This window comes from Kitasatospora sp. NPDC085464 (genome assembly GCF_044541955.1).
Classification (GTDB): Bacteria; Actinomycetota; Actinomycetes; order Streptomycetales; family Streptomycetaceae; genus Kitasatospora.
This window is the reverse complement of the sequence record NZ_JBITTM010000007.1, coordinates 166,856-183,793: the sequence shown is the minus strand read 5'-3', so window position 1 is coordinate 183,793 and position 16,938 is coordinate 166,856. Positions and strand designations below refer to the sequence as shown.

The following is a 16,938-nucleotide window of genomic DNA, read 5'->3' as shown; positions in this document are numbered from 1 at the left end:
CTTCGTTCCGCTACCTCTCCCTCATCAAGGGCGGAACGGGTGACCGTCGGCCGGACGCACAGAAGCGGGATGGCGGCGACCCGGCCGACGGAGCGGGAAGGAGCGCCATTGTTAACGCTCACATGCAGTGTTAGCGCTAACAAACGTGCTGTCAAGGCAGGTTCACGGCAGGAACCCTGGAAAACGGACGATCGAGGCGAAGACGCCGCGGATCGGTCACCGGTAGCGGTACCGGTGACCGTCACCGGTTCAGCGCCGCACGGCCGGGCCCGTGCTGCGCCGCAGCACCAGCTCCGGGGAGATCTGCAGATGGGGCGACGAAGGCGCGACACCCTCCAGTTCCCCGACGAGCAGCTCCAGGGCCCGCCGGCCGAGCTCGCCGAAGTCCTGCCGCACGGTGGTCAGCGGCGGGATGAAGTAGGCGGCCTCCGGGATGTCGTCGAAGCCGACCACGCTGATGTCGTTCGGGACCGACCGGCCGGCCTCGTGCAGGGCCCGCAGCAGGCCGAGGGCCATGTGGTCGTTCGCACAGAACACGGCGGTGACGTCGCGCAGTTCGGCGATCCGCAGGCCCGCCTGGTAGCCCGAGCGGGCGCTCCAGTCGCCGCGCTCCACCTCGGGCACGGGGGCACCGGCCGCCTGCAGCGTCGACCGCCACCCCTCCTCCCGGTCCTGGCTCTCCAGCCAGTTGGCCGGCCCGGCGAGGTGGTGCACCGTGCGGTGGCCGAGGTCGAGCAGGTGCCCGGTGGCCTCGCCGGCGCCGTAACGGTTGCCCACCGACACCATGGGCACCTGCGTCTGGTTGCCCGAACCGACCGCGACGAGCGGCACCGAGCTGGAGAGCCGGGCCACCGCGCTGACGGCGGAGGTCTGCGGCGCGATCACCACGACGCCCTCCACCCCCTGGTCGCGCAGCCGGTCGACGGCCTCCTGGACCGAACGGCCGTCAAGGGAGCGCAGACTGGTCACGCTGACGAAGTACCCGGCGCTGCGCGCGGCCCGCTCGATGCCGTCCAGCATCGACGCGGGGCCGTACAGGGTGGAGTCGAAGCTGACCACCCCGAGGGTCTGCGAGCGTCGGGTGACCAGTGCCCGGGCGGCGGAGTTGGGCCGGTAGTCCAGCTCCCGGATGGCCGCCAGCACCCGGTCCCGGGTGTCGGGCCGCACGTGCGGGGCGCCGTTGAGCACCCGGGACACCGTCTGGTGGGACACCCCCGCCAGTTTCGCCACGTCCGCCATCACGGGCAGGCGCGATTCCGCCCCGGCACTATCGGTTCCCACTCGCAGTTCCCTCCTCAGGCTGCGGACCAGCGTACGCGACCAGGTCCGGACCAATCCGTCACCCTCGGTTCAACCGGCGGCCCCCCTTCATACCAGCAACGCCGGCTGCTCACAGGTGCCGACATCGCCAAGTTAACGCTCACGAAGACTCCACGGGGGAGGTTGCCGGGATCACCGGCCGCCCGCGCGACGGCAGCGAATGGTGAGCGGGTCGCCACTCGGCGCGTTCGGTTCGGGCTCGGGGCGGGGTCACAGCGGGGGGCGGGGTGCGCGGCTCGGGACCGGGGCGCTCGGCTCGGGACCGGGGCGCTCGGCTCGGGACCACGGCGCGACCGGTCGCGGAGCGCCCGCACGCAGGCACGCAGCCCCCGGCGTCACGTGGCGCGCCACCGCGCGGGCCGGTTCCCCCCGCCTCGGGCCTCCAGGACTTCGGGGAGCCCGACCGGGAGCTCGACCGCGCCGGAGGGCTGCGCCCACGCCGGCCGACGGGACACTGGAACCCAACGGTGATCCCGCGGCCCCTTGACGCCACTCTTGTGAGCGTTAACACTCATGTCACGCCAGGCCAGAGCTACCGCAGCCCGCCGTTCCACAGCACCGGGAACCGCTCCGGCCGGCCCCGCCCGACCGCTCCCGGTCGCCTGACCTGGGTCGCTCTGTGCCGGTCGCGGAACATCATCACTGGAGGAACTTGTGCGGAAGCTTTCAGCGGGCCTCGTCGCGGTGGGCCTGACGCTCTCGCTGGCGGCCTGCGGCCAGAGCGCCAACGGTGCCGGCGACGGTACGGCCAAGGGCGACACCAAGGGTGGGCTCGTGGGCATCGCGATGCCGACCAAGTCGTCGGAACGCTGGATCAACGACGGCACCAACATGGTCAAGGAGTTCCAGTCCAAGGGCTACAAGACCGACCTGCAGTACGGCGACAACGTGGTCGAGAACCAGGTCTCCCAGGTGGAGAACATGATCACCAAGGGCGCCAAGCTGCTGGTGATCGCCGCCATCGACGGTTCCTCCCTCACCAACGTGCTGCAGAAGGCCGCCGACGCGCACATCCCGGTCATCTCCTACGACCGGCTGATCCGGGGCACCCAGAACGTCGACTACTACGCGACCTTCGACAACTACAAGGTCGGCGTCCTCCAGGGCAGCTACATCGCCGACAAGCTCGGCCTCAAGGACGGCAAGGGCCCGTTCAACGTCGAGCTGTTCGCCGGCTCCCCGGACGACAACAACGCCACCTTCTTCTTCAACGGCGCGATGAGCGTCCTCAAGCCGTACATCGACCAGAAGAAGCTGGTCGTGCAGAGCGGCCAGACCGAGTTCAACCAGGTCGCCACGCTGCGCTGGGACGGCGCTCTCGCCCAGTCCCGGATGGACAACCTGCTGAGCAAGGCCTACACCGGCGCCCACGTCGACGCCGTGCTGTCGCCGTACGACGGCATCTCGATCGGCATCCTCTCCTCGCTGAAGGCCGTCGGCTACGGCACCGCCAAGTCCCTGCCCATCGTCACGGGCCAGGACGGCGAGCTGGCCTCGGTGAAGTCGATCATCGCGGGCGAGCAGACCCAGACCGTCTACAAGGACACCCGGCAGCTCGCCAAGGCCGCCGTCCAGATGGGCGACGCCCTGCTGACCGGTGGCAAGCCCGAGGTCAACGACACCACCCAGTACGACAACGGCGCGAAGACCGTTCCGGCCCAGCTGCTCCAGCCGGTCAGCGTCGACAAGGACAACTACCAGAAGGTCCTGGTCGACGGCGGTCAGTACACCGCGGACCAGCTCAAGTAGCCCGCGGGGCCCGGTCGACGGGCCCCGCGCCGACACCCGCGGTGCGGAACCCGGGCTCACCGAGCCCGGGGCCTCCTCCCCCACCGCACCACCCCGAACGATACGGAAGCACACCATGGCTGGACCGGTTCTCGAAATGCGGTCGATCAGCAAGTCGTTCCCCGGCGTCAAGGCGCTCTCCGAGGTCAACCTGAGCGTCGCCGCCGGTGAGGTGCACGCCATCTGCGGTGAGAACGGCGCCGGCAAGTCCACCCTGATGAAGGTGCTCAGCGGCGTCCACCCGCACGGCGGTTACGAGGGCGAGATCCTCTTCGAGGGCGAGCCCTGCCGGTTCAGGGACATCCGGGCCAGCGAGCAGCGCGGCATCGTCATCATCCACCAGGAACTGGCCCTGGTGCCGTACCTGTCCGTCGCCGAGAACGTCTTCCTGGGCAACGAGCACGCCACCCGGGGCATCATCAGCTGGCACCGCACGCTCACCCACGCCGCCGAACTGCTGCGCCAGGTAGGCCTGGACGAGAGCCCGCACACCCGGGTCGCGGACCTCGGTGTGGGCAAGCAGCAGCTGGTCGAGATCGCCAAGGCGCTCGCCAAGAAGGTCAAGCTGCTCATCCTGGACGAGCCGACCGCCGCGCTGAACGACGAGGACAGCCGCAAGCTGCTCGACCTGATCCTCGAACTCAAGGCGCAGGGGATCTCCTGCATCATCATCTCGCACAAGCTGAACGAGATCGCCCGGGTCGCCGACTCCGTGACCATCCTGCGCGACGGACGGACCATCGAGACGATCGCGATCGGCCCGGAGGGCATCTCCGAGGACCGGATCATCCGCGGCATGGTCGGCCGGGACCTGGAACACCGCTATCCCGAGCGCACTCCCGAGATCGGCGAGGTCGCCTTCGAGGTCGAGGACTGGACCGTCCGGCACCCGATCGACCAGCAGCGCACCGTCGTGGACGGCGCCTCGCTGAACGTGCGGCGCGGCGAGATCGTCGGCATCGCCGGGCTGATGGGCGCCGGCCGCACGGAACTCGCGATGAGCGTCTTCGGCCGCTCGTACGGGCGGTGGAGCGGCGGGCGGGTGCGGCTGCACGGCCGGGAGATCCGCACCCGGACGGTGCCGGAGGCGATCGGGCACGGCATCGCCTACGTCACCGAGGACCGCAAGCACTTCGGTCTGAACCTCATCGACGACATCAGCCGGAACATCTCGCTGAGCGCGCTCGGCAAGGTCGCCCGGTACGGCCGGGTCGACCGGCACGCGGAGAGCAGGGTCGCCGAATCGTTCCGGCGGACCATGAACATCAAGGCCCCGACGGTGTTCACCCGGACCGGCACGCTCAGCGGCGGCAACCAGCAGAAGGTCGTCCTCAGCAAGTGGATCTTCGCCGAACCGGAGGTGCTGATCCTCGACGAGCCCACCCGGGGCATCGACGTCGGCGCCAAGGCGGAGATCTACACGGTCATCGCCGAGCTGGCCGCCCAGGGCAAGGCCGTGCTCGTCATCTCGTCCGAACTCCCCGAACTCCTGGGCCTGTGCGACCGGATCTACACGATGGCCGAAGGCCGGATCACCGGCGAGGTCGCCCGCGCCGAGGCCACCCAGGAAAACCTCATGCGGCTCATGACCATGAGCACCGCATCCAGCAACGAGCAGGTGTGAGGCATGGCCCCGACCGAGATCATCCCGGATGCGTCCCCGAAGGCGCCGCAGGCCGGCCCGAGCCGGTCCATCGGCTCCGCCCTGGCCGGCGCGCTGCGCGGCAACGTGCGCCAGTACGGCATGCTGGTCGCGCTGGCCCTGATCGTGGTGCTGTTCCAGATCTGGACGGACGGCATCCTGCTCCAGCCGCTCAACATCACCAACCTGATCCAGCAGAACGGCTACATCCTCATCCTGGCGATCGGCATGATGATCGTCATCATCGCCGGGCACATCGACCTGTCGGTCGGATCGCTCGCGGCCTTCGTCGGCGCGGCCGCCGCCGTGATGATGGTCAAGCACCACCTGCCCTGGCCGGTGGCCCTGATCGCGGCACTGGTGATCGGGGCCCTCGCCGGCGCCTGGCAGGGCTTCTGGATCGCCTACCTCGGGATCCCGTCCTTCATCGTCACCCTGGCGGGCATGCTGCTTTTCCGCGGCGGCACCCAGATCCTCCTGCAGGGCCAGTCGGTCGCCCCGTTCCCCAAGGGCTTCCAGAACATCAGCAGCGGCTTCCTCCCGGAGGTCGGCCCGCACACCGACTACCACAACCTCACCCTGCTGCTGGGCCTCGCGGTGCTGGCCGTCGCCGTCGTCCAGGAGCTGCGCGGGCGGCGCCGGACCGCCTCGTACGGGCTGGAGGTGCTCCCGCTCGGGCTGTTCCTGGCCAAGCTCGCCGTGATCACGGCCGCCGTGCTGGTGTTCACGCTGCTGCTGGCCAGCTACCACGGTGTGCCGATCGTCCTGCTGATCCTCGGCGCCCTGCTGGTCGGCTTCGGCTACCTGATGCGCAACTCGATCATCGGGCGGCACACCTACGCGATCGGCGGCAACGAGGCCGCGGCCAAGCTCTCCGGGGTGAAGAGCAAGCGCGTCGTCTTCCTCGCCTTCACCAACATGGGCGTCCTCGCGGCGCTCGCCGGACTGGTCTTCGCGGCACGGCTCAACGCCGGCACGCCGCAGGCCGGCATCAACTTCGAACTGGAGGCCATCGCCGCCGCCTTCATCGGCGGCGCCTCCGCCAGCGGCGGCGTGGGCACCGTCCTCGGAGCGATCATCGGCGGCCTGGTCCTGGGCGTGCTGAACAACGGCATGTCGCTCGTCGGCGTCGGCACCGACTACCAGCAGGTCATCAAGGGCCTGGTGCTCCTCGCGGCCGTCGGTTTCGACGTCTACAACAAGCGCAAGGCCGGTTCCTGACGCGGCCTGCCCCCCGAACGCGGGCGGGGAACAGCACGGTGAAACGTGGGCGCCGTGCCGTTCCCCGCCCGTTCGTCTCCCCTCCGCGGTCTCCAGCGTCCTGCGGGTCCCCGGCCCCGGGGCCCCGCCCGTCCCGGAGGTCACGATGTGAGCCCCCACCGGCAGGTAGGCCGGCATCCTCTCCAGCCCGTGCCGAATCGGCACGTCCGGACCGCCGGACAGCCCGCCCACCTGCCGGAGCCGGGCCTCCGCTCAGCCCGCCGCGGCCGGGAGCCCGACCAACTCGGCGCAGCCGCTGCGGTTGTGGCGCTCCTGCCACAGCTCCAGGGCGCTGCGGCACGCGTGGTCGAGGTGGCGCACGCCGGAGAGGTCGAGCCTGACCGGGCGGTCCGCGGGCAGTTCCTCCAGGGATTCCAGGGTCTCCAGCAGCCGGGGCAGCCGGAGGAAGGTGGCGTTCCCGTGCAGGGTCACCCGGACGGCACCGTCGGCCGGATCGGTGACCGCGATGTGCAGGTGAGAGGTGTCCCAGGCGCTCTTGAGCACCGCCAGGAGCAGGCCGAGCAGCACGCCTTCGAGCAGGTTGGTCACCACGACGGCCAGCGCGGTGACCGTCAGGATCGCCGCCTCGCCGCGATCGGCCCGCCAGAGCGGGCGCAGCGTGCGGACCGGGACCAGCTTGGCGCCGGCGTGCACCAGCACGCCGGCCAGGGCCGCGAGCGGGATCGCGGAGAGCGCGGCGGGGAACAGTGCGGCGAAGAGCAGCAGCCACAGTCCGTGCAGCACCCGGGAGGCCTTGGTGCGGGCGCCGGCCTGCACATTGGCGGCGCTGCGCACGATCACGGCGGTCATCGGGAGCGCGCCGAGGAATCCGCAGACGGTGTTGCCGACGCCCTGGGCGAGCAGTTCGCGGTCGTAGTCCGTGCGCGGGCCGTCGTGCAGGCGGTCCACGGCCGCGGCGCTGAACAGGCTCTCGGCCGAGGCGATCAGCGCGAACGCGAGCGCCGTACCGAGGACGCCGACGCTGCCGAGCGCCGCGAGGTCGGAGCCGCCGGGCAGGTGGACCACCCCGGCGAGGCCGGCCACCCGGACCCGGGCGACGGGCAGGTCGAACAGGGCGGTGGCGGCCGTCGCGGCGGCGACGGCGGCGAGCGGTGCGGGCACCACCCGGACGCGGGCGGGCAGGCGTGTCCAGAGCAGCAGGACCGCCACCGTACCGGCGCCGATCACGACGGCGGCGCGGGCGTGCGGGCTCCCGGCGACCTCGGCGGCCAGGCCCGGGAGGCCGGCCAGTTTGGCGAGGCCGTCGCCCGGACCCTTGGCGTCGGCCAGGGCGTAGAGCTGACCGGCGATCAGGACGAGGCCGATTCCGGCGAGCATCCCCTGGACCACGGAGACGGATATCGCCCGGAAGAGTCGGCCGAGTCGGGCCGCGCCCATGGCGAGTTGGAGCAGGCCGGCCGCGGCGGTGACGACGCCGAGGGTGGCGAGACCGTGCTCCTGGACGGCGGCGAAGACCAGCACGGTCAGGCCGGCGGCGGGGCCGGACACCTGGAGGCTGCTGCCGGGCATAAGTCCGGTCAGCACGCCACCCACGATGCCGGTGATCAGGCCGAGTTCGGCCGGCACGCCGGAGGCGACGGCGACGCCCACGCACAGTGGGAGCGCGACCAGGAAGACGACGACGGAAGCGGGGAGGTCAGAGCGCAGAGTGCTCAGCCGAAGGGCGGGACGACGGGTCATCGGGTCCTCGGGAGAGTAGCGGTGCGGACGGTGTCGGTCCGGAAGGTGGTGGCGGCGGCGCCGGGGCGGGGGCGGGGAGGAGTGTGAGCGTTCACCGGAGGGACAGCCCGGTTCACGGCGGCTTCACGACGGGTTCACGGCGACTTCGCGAGGCTTCACGGGGCTTCACAGCGGAAGGAAGAGGTCCGCGTCGGGCCGGTGGGCGAGCACCAGCCCGGTGTGGATCTCGTAGAACCAGCCGTGCAGCCGGATCCCGCCCTCCCGCAGCCGCCGGGCCACGGCCGGGTAGCCGCGCAGCCGGTCCAGCTGGGCGAGGACGTGGCGCTGCACCGGTCCGGCGACGGTGGGGTCGAACACGTCGGCCCCGTCCGCGCCGAGTTCGGCCGGGTCGGCCTGGCGCAACCAGGCCCGGACAGCGGGAACGACGCTGAGGTCCTCCCCGCGGACCACGGCTCCGACGGCGCCGCAGTGCGAGTGGCCGCAGACCACGATGTCGCGGACACCGAGCACCTCGACGGCGTACTCGATGGTGGCGGTCTCGCCCGAGGCGCGGTCGGCCCGGTAGGCGGGGACGATGTTGCCCGCGGTACGGAGTTCGAAGAGGTCCCCGGGGTCGGCGTTGGTGATCAGCGCGGGCACCACGCGGGAGTCCGAGCAGGTGATGAAGAGGGCCTGGGGTGCCTGGCCTGCGGCGAGGCCGGTGAGTTCCCGGCCGGTGTCGCCGGCGCGCTGCGGAAAGGCCCGGGCCCGGTCGATCAGCGGATCCATGGGGGTTGGTGCCTCCTTTGTGCCCCCTGCGGCTTCGGCCGAAGGGGTGATGGACGGGGCGGTGCCTCGGAACGGTGTGCTCCGGGCGGAAGCGCGCGTCCGCGACGGGTGCGACGGGTGCGGCACGCCGCTGGGCCGCGTCGTCGTCGGTGCCGGTCCGGCGACCTGATGACGCGTCAAGAGCGAGTAAAGCACGCCCATGGGAAGAGTAAAGACGCGTTCCGGGCGCAACGTGTGCCGATCTGGTTAACATCCTGTTGCCCTGAGCGGCATGGGGCCTTCCGCTCCGGAAGGCCGCCCCCCGGACGCACGAGCCGTCCCGGTGGTCCGGCGGTCCGCCCGCCGCCTCCGACTCACGGTCCGGCCGGTCGAAGATTTCCCGATCGGGCGGCAACCTTTCCGTCTCCGGTGGCCACCGAGTGGTGCAACGTCGACTCGATCTACCGAACTGGATGGGCATGAGGGCAACGAAGCACGCCGACCCGCGGGCACGGCGACGGCAAGGACTGGTCGTGGCGATTCCGCCGGCACTGGCGGCCGTCGGGGTGCTTCTGTGCCTGTCCCTCGCACTGCTCCCGGGCAACGGCGCGTGCTCGTTCGGCCCGTCCGGCGACCTCATGGTCGCGGCGATGAACCACGCCGACTACGAGGTGTCCCGTGCCTGCGGAGCGTACGTGCTCGTCCGCGCCGCCGGCGGGGCGAGCATCACGGTGCGGATCGTCAACGAGTGCCCGCTGCCCTGCGCGCCCGGGCAGCTCGACCTGAGCCACGAGGCCTTCGCCGAGCTCGCCGAGCTCTCGGTGGGCCGGCTGCCGATCACCTGGACGCTGCTGAGCCCCGGCAGCGCTCCGGACACCGTGTCGGTCCGGCACAAGACCGGGTCCACCCAGTGGTGGTGCGGGATCCAGGTGATCGGGCACCGGAACCCGGTGGCCACGCTGGAGGTCCGGAGCGGCGGCGGTTGGCGACGGTTGTCGCGCACCGACTACAACTACTTCCTCTCCCCCGACGGCGGCGGGTGCGGTGGGGCGATCAGGGTCACCGACGTCTACGGGGAGCAGCTGACCGTCGACGGGATCGCGGTGAAGCCGGACGTCGCCCAGCCCACGCGTGTGCAGTTCGCCCGGCATTGACCGCGACACCCTTCCGTCGACGGCCGGTCGCACCCCTCCGGGGTGGGCACCGCGTCGCCCCGGAAGCTGGCACTGCTACGCTCACGCCGATTGTTAACGCTCACATTGCAGGGAGAGGGAGACCGGGGGAAATGCTCCTCGATGACACCTCCGCGGAATTCCACGACTTCTTCGACCGCCACTACGCCGAACTCGCCCGTCTCGCGTACCTCCTGACCGGCGAGGCGGACGCGGCCGACGACCTCGCCGCGGACGCCCTGCTCGCGCTGTGGCAACGCTGGGACCGGCTCCGCGCGGCCGACCACCCCCTCGCCTACGCCCGCGGGGTGGTCGCCAACATGGCCCGCGAGCGGATCCGCAGCGCGGTCCGCGAACGCCGCAGGGTCCTGCTGTTCTGGACCCGCAGCCCCGAGAGGACCGACGGACCGGACGTGGCGGCCGTGCTGGACGTCCGGGCGGCGCTCGCCCGGCTACCGTTCCGGAAGCGGGCGTGCGTGGTGCTGCGGCACGCCTTCGACCTCTCGGAGAAGGACACCGCCGCGGCGCTGGGCACATCGGTCGGTACGGTGAAGAGCCAGACCTCGAAGGGGATGGCCGAGCTGGAGAGAGCACTCGGCGCACGAGCCGTCGGCGAACTGACCGCAGGAAGGAGGAACCGGTGAACGAGCACATCACCCGGCAGCTGCGCGAGGCCGCCGAGGCCCACCAGCCCGATCGCGCACGGATGCTGGCCCGCGTGCAGCGCGGCGCGGCCGGTCCCGCCGTCCGTCACCGCGCACGGTCGGGCCTGCGGTCATGGCCCAAGGTCGCGCTCGCCGGCCTCGCCGCCGTCGGCGCCCTGGCCACCGGCGGACTCGCCATGGCCGGCATCGGCTCCTGGACCCCGACGCCGTCGGACACCGTCACCACCGCACCGGCCACCCCCTCGCCGACGGTCGAACCGACGCCGACGCCGACGCGCTCCGCTCCCCCGCCCGCCGCCCCGGCACCGGCGACCCCCGCGCCGCCCACCGGCGCCCCGACCGGCACGCCGACCGGCCCGCGACCGACCCCGTCGGCGAGCAGCCGGGCCCAGAACGGCCCGCTGTGGTCGGAGGCGTCGATCGACCCGCACAGCACCGTCTTCTGGGCCCAGAGCAACCTCACCCTCAGGACCACCCAGCCGCTCACCTCGCTCACCGTCGAACTGCGCATCGCGCAGACCGGCGACGTGCGCGACACCGGCAACTGGCGGACGCTGCCCGTCGACGACTTCACCGTGACCGTCCAGGAGACCGGCGGCGCACTGGTCTACCGCTGGGTGCTCAAGCCGGGCCGTACCGTTCCGGCCGGGCAGCACGAGTTCGCCGGCCAGTACAACCACGCCACCGGCGTGCGCGGTTCCGCGAACGACGGTTACCGGGTCGACGCCCAGTCCGCGGGCGGTTCCGCGTCCGTCTGGGGAGGCTTCCCCCCGGGGCGCTGAGGGGGCCGACGGAGGGTTGATCCGGAAGCGGTCCGTGTGCACGCTCACACGGCTTCGACCCCAAGCTCGGCATGCTGATCGACACCTCGCGCAACGGCTGGGGCGGCGCAGCCCGGCCGTCCGGGCCCGGGCCGCGGACGAGCGTCGACGCCTACGTCGACGGCGGGCGGTACGACCGGCGGCTGAACACCGGCAACTGGTGCAACCAGGCGGGCGCGGGCCTCGGCGAACGGCCGCAGGCCGCCCCGGCGCCGGGGATCGACGCGTACGTCTGGATGAAGCCTCCGGGTGAGTCGGACGGGGCCGGCAAGCAGATCCCGAACAACGACGGCAAGGGCTTCGACGGGATGTGCGACCCGACGTACACCGGCAACCCGAGGAACAACAACCACATGTCCGGTGCGCTGCCGGACGCGCCGCTGTCCGGCGAGTGGTTCTCCGCCCAGTTCCAGGAGCTGCTGAGGAACGCCTACCCGGCGCTGTGACCCGGCGGTCAGCGCCCCGGCCGTCCGGAGCCCCGCGTGGCTCCGGACGGCCCGCGGGTCAGGAGGACCGCCGCACCACCAGCTCCGTCGGCAGCACCAGGCGGGACGGCTCCACGTCCTCACCCGCGATCTGCCGCAGCAGGAGTCCGGCCATCGTGCGGCCCATCTGCTCGATCGGCTGGCGGACGGTGGTCAGCGGCGGATCGAGGTGGCGGGCCACCGGCGAGTCGTCGACGCCCACCAGCGCGACGTCGCCGGGCACGTCCAGGCCCCTGGCCCGCAGGACGGCGAGGGCGCCCACCGCCATCAGGTCGGAGGCGGCGAACACCGCGTCCAGGTCCGGGCAGCGCGCCAGCAGCTCCCGCATCGCCCGGCGGCCGCCGTCCTCCGTGAAGTCCCCGACGGCGACGAGGCCCTCGTCCGCCGGCAGTCCGGCCGCCGCCAGCCCCTGGCGGTAGCCGGCCAGCCGGCCCTCGGCGGCGTCCATGTCCGACGGGCCGGTGATGGTGGCGATGCGACGCCGCCCGCGCCCGGCCAGGTGCTCCACCGCCGAACGGCCGGCCCCCACGTTGTCGGAGTCGACGTACGCCACCGGCTCGTGCGGCGAACGGCGCCCGTTCAGCACGGTCGGCAGACCCAGCGCGCGCACCTGGTCGGGCAGCGGGTCGTCCCGGTGGACCGAGACCAGCAGCACGCCGTCCACCCGCTGGGCGGCGAGGTACTGCTCGAAGCGCTGCCGCTCCTGCTCGGTGCGGATCAGCGTGAGCAGCAACTGCTTGTCCGCCGAGCCGAGTTCGGCGCTCACGCCGCGGATGATGTCCAGGAAGTACGGTTCCGCGAACAGCCGGGCCTCGCTCTCCGGAACGACCAGCGCGACCGCGTCCGTCCGGCTGCCGGCCAGCGCCCGGGCCGCCCGGTCGGGCACGTAGCCCAGCTCCGCTATGGCCCGGCCCACCGTCTCCTTCGCCTGTTCGCTGACCCGCGACGACCCGTTGATCACCCGCGACACCGTGCCGCGCCCGACCCCGGCCCGGGCCGCGACCTCCTCCAGGGTCGGCCTTCCGCTCTGCCGTCCGCCCACTGCCCACGCGCCTTCCGTCGCCGCCATCGGTCTCGCGCCCGTCTGGCAGGCGATCGTAGGTCACCGGGGCGCGGCGCCGCCATGGTTCGCCCGGGTCCGGGATGGCGTGGACCGGCCGACCGGCGGGCGCCCCCGGGCAGTTCGGCCTCATCCCTTGACGCCGGATCAGCTGAGGCAGGAACCTTCCGGCATGACATGGGAGCGCTCCCACGCCGTCTTCGGGGGCCTCCACCGGCGTGCCCCGGCATCACCGACCCGCGGAACAGCGCCTACCTCCGGAACGCCCTGGGCAACACCTTCACCATCGGCATGATCTCCACCGCCTCCGGAACGCCGTACCCCCTCACCGTTGGAGCAGCCCGTGCCCGTTCCCCCCTCCCGCGCCCTCCCAGCCACCACCGCGCCGCCCCGGTTCCCGGCCGGCTTCCTCTGGGGCGCGGCCACCTCCGCCTACCAGGTGGAGGGGGCCGCCGCCGAGGACGGCCGCACCGCCTCGATCTGGGACACCTTCTGCCGCACCCCTGGCAAGGTCTTCCAGGGCCACACCGGCGAGGTCGCGGTCGACCACTACCACCGCTTCCGCGAGGACGTCCGGCTGATGGCCGAACTCGGCCTGACCGCCTACCGCTTCTCCGTCTCCTGGCCGCGCGTCCAGCCCACCGGCCACGGCCCCGCCGTGCAGCAGGGCCTGGACTTCTACCGCCGCCTCGCGGACGAACTGCTCTCCCACGGCATCACCCCCGTCGCCACGCTTTACCACTGGGACCTCCCGCAGGAGCTGGAGACCGCCGGCGGCTGGGCCGAACGCAGGGCCGCCGAGCGGTTCGCCGCCTACGCCGCACTGGTGGGCGAGGCGCTCGGCGACCGGGTCGGCCACTGGACCACCCTCAACGAGCCCTGGTGCAGCGCCTTCCTCGGCTACGGTTCCGGCGTCCACGCCCCCGGCCGCACCGATCCGGTGGCCGCCCTGCGCGCCGCCCACCACCTCAACCTCGGGCACGGCCTCGCCGTCACGGCGCTGCGCGGCGTGCTGCCCGCCGACGCGCAGGTGTCCGTCTCGCTCAACCTGCACGCACTGCGCCCGCTCACCCCGGCCGCCGCCGACCGGGACGCCGTGCGCCGGATCGACGCCGTCGGCAACCGGGTCTTCCTCGGCCCGATGCTGGAGGGCGCCTACCCGGCGGACCTGCTCGCCGACACCGCCCACCTCACCGACTGGTCCTTCCTCCGGGCCGGCGACGAGAAGGAGATCCACCAGCCCCTGGACTGGCTGGGCGTCAACTACTACATGCCCACCGTCGTCTCCGCGACCGCCGAGGACGCCGCCCCCGCCCGCGCGGACGGCCACGGCGGCGGCACCGCCTCGCCCTGGCCGGGCGCGGACCGGATCGGCTTCCACCCGGCACCGGGCGAGCGGACCGCGATGGACTGGGCCGTCGACCCCACCGGCCTGCACCAGCTGCTGACCGACCTCGCCCACCGCCACCCCGACCTGCCGCTGATGGTCACCGAGAACGGCGCCGCCTACGAGGACGAGGTCGGCGAGGACGGCACGGTCCACGACCCGGAACGCACCGCCTACCTCCACGCCCACCTGGCGGCCGTCCACCGCGCGACGGGCGACGGCGCGGACGTGCGCGGCTACTTCGCCTGGTCCCTGCTGGACAACTTCGAGTGGGCGTACGGCTACGACAAGCGCTTCGGCCTGGTCCACGTCGACTACCCCACCCTGACCCGCACCCCCAAGTCCAGCGCCCGCTGGTACGCCCGGGTGGCCCGGAGCGGCGAGCTGCACCCGCCGGCCGGCGGGTAGCGCCTCCGCGGAAGCTCTGCGGGGGTCGTGCGGACGCGGCCGGTGCCGGGCGGACCACCCGGCACCGGCCGCCCGGCCGGCCCTCGCACGCGGCCGCGTCCCCTCGCTCGAACCGCTCACCGAACGGCGGGCAGAGAGAAGGAACAGGACCCCGTCCGCACGGGACGCGGGGCCTCCGGCCGGGTCACCGGGCGTCCGGCTCCCGGACGTTCACGATCCGCTCGAAGAAGTACTCGTGCTTGAGGAAGGAGACGTCGTACTCGTGGCCCGGGTAGGGCGGGATCAACTGCGCGGCCTGGAACAGCCGCCAGCCGTCCTGGAGCGCCCCCACCCCGCTCCCGTACGGCGGTTCGTCGCTGTCGCCGGTGGTGGGTGAGGTGCGGCCGGTGCCGTCGTAGCGCGTCCAGCCGACCACGTGCGAGTCCAGCCGGGAGTCGGCCAGGTACAGCACGAGCACCTGCTGGCGCAGCACCACGGCCTCGCCGGTCCGTGCGCCGGGGGTCGTCGCGGTCGTCATGCCACCGTCTCCTTCGGGCGGTTGGAGACCCTGGTCACCCAGTGGTCGAGGTCGTAGCCCGGGTTTCCGGTCAGCTCCCGCCAGAGCAGGATGCGGTTGTACCGCTCCAGCCGGCCGGTGGCCCACTCGTACCACGGGAGGACCGCGTCCAACTCCGTGTTCACCTGCGGGTCGTGGAGGTCGGAGGTGTCCCACAGCAGCTGCTGGCGGACCCTCGGGTTGAAGCGGATCTTGAACATGTAGCGGACGGTGTCGCTGTCGTTGCGACGGCCGCCGTGCCACAGGCCGTGGTGCAGAAACACCACCGTCCCGGCGGGGCAGACCAGGCGGTCCTGGCCGCGCAGGTTCTGGTAGCGGCCGGTGTCGGACTCGTTGGTCCGCCGCAGGTGGCTGCCCGGCACGCTGAGCGTTCCGCCCATCTCCAGCGTCACGTCCTGCGGGTAGTACATCAGCTGCACGTCGAACGCGTCCGGCCGGACGTCGATGATCGCGTCCCCGTGCAGCGCCTGCGCCGCACCGCCGTGCGGCTCGCGGATGTGCACCGCGTGGTGGTCCACCCACGGCTCCGTGCCGACCAGGCTGCGCAACGCCCCGGCCACCTGCGGCAGTTCCAGCAGGCGGCGGACGAACGAGCCCTCCGCGTACGCCTGCGACACCGGCGTTCCGTACGGCACGTCCGGCACGCCCGCCGCCAGGACCGCCAGGCCCTCGGCGTTCGTCTCCGCCGGAACCACGGCATCCAGCCGCAGCGATCCCCGCGCCACGAAGCGCGCCATCTGCACCGATGACAGCAGTACTTCCGTCTTCTCCATGGCCGCCACGCTAGATCCGGCCGACGCGCCTCCGCGTGGGCCGGGTTCACCCTCTACTGGTCCGTTCTCACCATCGCCGGCGAGTGGTACAACTCGTGCCCATGCAGACAGTCCTCGCCCGTCTCGACGAGCCACCGGCGCTCGCCGACGTCGGCATCGGCGTGCACGGACCGGCCGGCCACGTGGACGTGTTCTCGCTGCCGGACCTGTGGCAACTCCACCTCTACCGCTACCACGCCGACCTCACGGTGGACGGCACCCCGCACGGCATCCGGCCCGGCCACGTCAGCCTGGTGCCGCCCGGCTCCGAGGTCCGCTACCGCTACCGCAGCCGCTCCGAGCACTTCTACGTCCACCTGCGCCTCCGCACCGCCGGCGCCCCGCACCGGATCCCCGTGATCCAGCCCGCCGGAGCCGAACTCGACCCGCTCACCGCCCGGTTCCGCCAGGCCGTGGCCGCCTGGCCGCACACCCCCGCCCGGGCCGCCGCCGAGGTCTGGTCCGCGCTGTGGCGGATCGCGGTGCTCACCCCTCCCGGCGAGCCCGGCACCCCGGCCGTCCACCCGGCCGTCGCCGCCGCCACCTCCCTGATCGAGGCGCGACTCGCCGAGCCCCTCACCGTCCCCGAGATCGCCCGCGCCGTCGGGGTCTCGCACAACCACCTCACCCGGCTGTTCCGCGTCGCCACCGGCGGAACCGTCGTCGGTTACGTCCGCGCCCGCCGGATGGAGCGCGCACGCCACTTCCTGCGCGCCACCACCCTCTCCATCCCCGCGATCGCCGCCTCCGTCGGCATCCCCGACCTCCAGGCCTTCAACAAGGCCTGCCGCCGCGAACTCGGCGCCTCCCCCCGCACCATCCGCACCGCCCGCCCTCGCCCGGACGGCCCGCCCGCCCCGTAGCCACCCACCCGGCGCCGGGCGCTTCCACCGGCCGACCCCGGGCACCGGCAGCCCGGCGCGCGGCGGCCGGAAGGAGGTCTCGCGGCAGCGGCAACCTTTCCGGGGCCGGTGACAACCAGGTGTTGTCCGGCCAGGCGGGCCGGTCAGAGGCAGCGACCGAAAGAGAGCACCGACATGTCCCCTCAGCCACCCACGCCCTCGGAGGCGACTCCCGCCGGCGGCCGCGCCCGCCCGTCGTTCGGCTCGGTCCT

Annotated in this window: 13 protein-coding genes and 2 pseudogenes; 9 read left to right on the top strand and 6 right to left on the bottom strand. The window is 72.5% G+C overall.

Annotation, left to right across the window (positions count from 1 at the left end):
* Window positions 1-249 precede the first annotated feature (249 nt).
* The gene (locus ACIGG8_RS08405) at window positions 250-1,239 is read right to left on the bottom strand and encodes a LacI family DNA-binding transcriptional regulator (protein WP_396546495.1); all 990 of its coding nucleotides are present in this window, start codon (window positions 1,237-1,239) and stop codon (window positions 250-252) included.
* 735 nt (window positions 1,240-1,974) lie between these two features.
* Between ACIGG8_RS08405 and chvE the strand changes: the two genes are divergently transcribed.
* The 3 genes from chvE to mmsB all read left to right on the top strand — a co-directional run bounded on the left by chvE (window position 1,975) and on the right by mmsB (window position 5,971).
* Complete coding sequence (gene chvE, locus ACIGG8_RS08400; protein WP_396546440.1) at window positions 1,975-3,069, top strand: multiple monosaccharide ABC transporter substrate-binding protein; 1,095 nt, start codon at window positions 1,975-1,977, stop codon at window positions 3,067-3,069.
* Between the two features lie 115 nt (window positions 3,070-3,184).
* On the top strand, window positions 3,185-4,732 hold the full coding sequence (gene mmsA / locus ACIGG8_RS08395; RefSeq protein WP_396546439.1) for a multiple monosaccharide ABC transporter ATP-binding protein: 1,548 nt from the start codon (window positions 3,185-3,187) through the stop codon (window positions 4,730-4,732).
* Window positions 4,733-4,735: 3 nt separating this feature from the next.
* Entirely contained in the window at window positions 4,736-5,971 is a 1,236-nt protein-coding gene (gene mmsB, locus ACIGG8_RS08390) for a multiple monosaccharide ABC transporter permease (protein ID WP_396546438.1), read from the top strand.
* A gap of 252 nt (window positions 5,972-6,223) precedes the next feature.
* On the opposite strand, the gene ACIGG8_RS08385 is transcribed toward mmsB, so the two are convergent.
* Together ACIGG8_RS08385 and ACIGG8_RS08380 are read right to left on the bottom strand one after the other, a co-directional pair.
* On the bottom strand, window positions 6,224-7,711 hold the full coding sequence (locus ACIGG8_RS08385) for a SulP family inorganic anion transporter (protein ID WP_396546437.1): 1,488 nt from the start codon (window positions 7,709-7,711) through the stop codon (window positions 6,224-6,226).
* 165 nt (window positions 7,712-7,876) lie between these two features.
* A complete protein-coding gene (locus ACIGG8_RS08380) occupies window positions 7,877-8,479 on the bottom strand; it encodes a carbonic anhydrase (RefSeq protein ID WP_396546436.1) in 603 nt (200 codons plus the stop codon).
* Window positions 8,480-9,057: 578 nt separating this feature from the next.
* Between ACIGG8_RS08380 and ACIGG8_RS08375 the strand changes: the two are divergent.
* The 4 genes and pseudogenes from ACIGG8_RS08375 to ACIGG8_RS08360 all read left to right on the top strand — a co-directional run.
* Window positions 9,058-9,612: pseudogene (locus ACIGG8_RS08375) on the top strand (expansin EXLX1 family cellulose-binding protein); the annotation flags it as partial.
* A gap of 131 nt (window positions 9,613-9,743) precedes the next feature.
* Window positions 9,744-10,274, top strand: a complete 531-nt coding sequence (locus ACIGG8_RS08370) for a SigE family RNA polymerase sigma factor (RefSeq protein WP_396546435.1) — start codon at window positions 9,744-9,746, stop codon at window positions 10,272-10,274.
* A complete protein-coding gene (locus ACIGG8_RS08365) occupies window positions 10,271-11,077 on the top strand; it encodes a hypothetical protein (protein WP_396546434.1) in 807 nt (268 codons plus the stop codon). The genes ACIGG8_RS08370 and ACIGG8_RS08365 overlap by 4 nt, the downstream gene beginning before the upstream one ends.
* Window positions 11,078-11,121: 44 nt before the next feature.
* A pseudogene (locus tag ACIGG8_RS08360) lies at window positions 11,122-11,562 on the top strand (glycoside hydrolase family 6 protein); the annotation flags it as partial.
* A 58-nt stretch (window positions 11,563-11,620) separates the two neighbouring features.
* On the opposite strand, the gene ACIGG8_RS08355 reads toward ACIGG8_RS08360, so the two are convergent.
* Complete coding sequence (locus ACIGG8_RS08355) at window positions 11,621-12,670, bottom strand: LacI family DNA-binding transcriptional regulator (RefSeq protein ID WP_396546433.1); 1,050 nt, start codon at window positions 12,668-12,670, stop codon at window positions 11,621-11,623.
* A gap of 334 nt (window positions 12,671-13,004) precedes the next feature.
* Between ACIGG8_RS08355 and ACIGG8_RS08350 the strand changes: the two genes are divergently transcribed.
* The gene (locus ACIGG8_RS08350; protein ID WP_396546432.1) at window positions 13,005-14,456 is read left to right on the top strand and encodes a GH1 family beta-glucosidase; all 1,452 of its coding nucleotides are present in this window, start codon (window positions 13,005-13,007) and stop codon (window positions 14,454-14,456) included.
* A 184-nt stretch (window positions 14,457-14,640) separates the two neighbouring features.
* Here the strand turns inward: ACIGG8_RS08350 and ACIGG8_RS08345 are convergent, their stop codons facing one another.
* Complete coding sequence (locus ACIGG8_RS08345; protein ID WP_396546431.1) at window positions 14,641-14,973, bottom strand: hypothetical protein; 333 nt, start codon at window positions 14,971-14,973, stop codon at window positions 14,641-14,643.
* Window positions 14,970-15,785 carry a phytanoyl-CoA dioxygenase family protein gene (locus tag ACIGG8_RS08340; protein ID WP_396546430.1) on the bottom strand — a complete coding sequence of 272 codons (816 nt, stop codon included), beginning with the start codon at window positions 15,783-15,785 and terminating at the stop codon, window positions 14,970-14,972. The genes ACIGG8_RS08345 and ACIGG8_RS08340 overlap by 4 nt, the downstream gene beginning before the upstream one ends.
* Window positions 15,786-15,886: 101 nt before the next feature.
* Here ACIGG8_RS08340 and ACIGG8_RS08335 point away from each other — a divergent pair, with 101 nt between their 5' ends.
* The gene (locus tag ACIGG8_RS08335) at window positions 15,887-16,687 is read left to right on the top strand and encodes a helix-turn-helix transcriptional regulator (RefSeq protein ID WP_396546429.1); all 801 of its coding nucleotides are present in this window, start codon (window positions 15,887-15,889) and stop codon (window positions 16,685-16,687) included.
* Window positions 16,688-16,938: the final 251 nt, after the last annotated feature.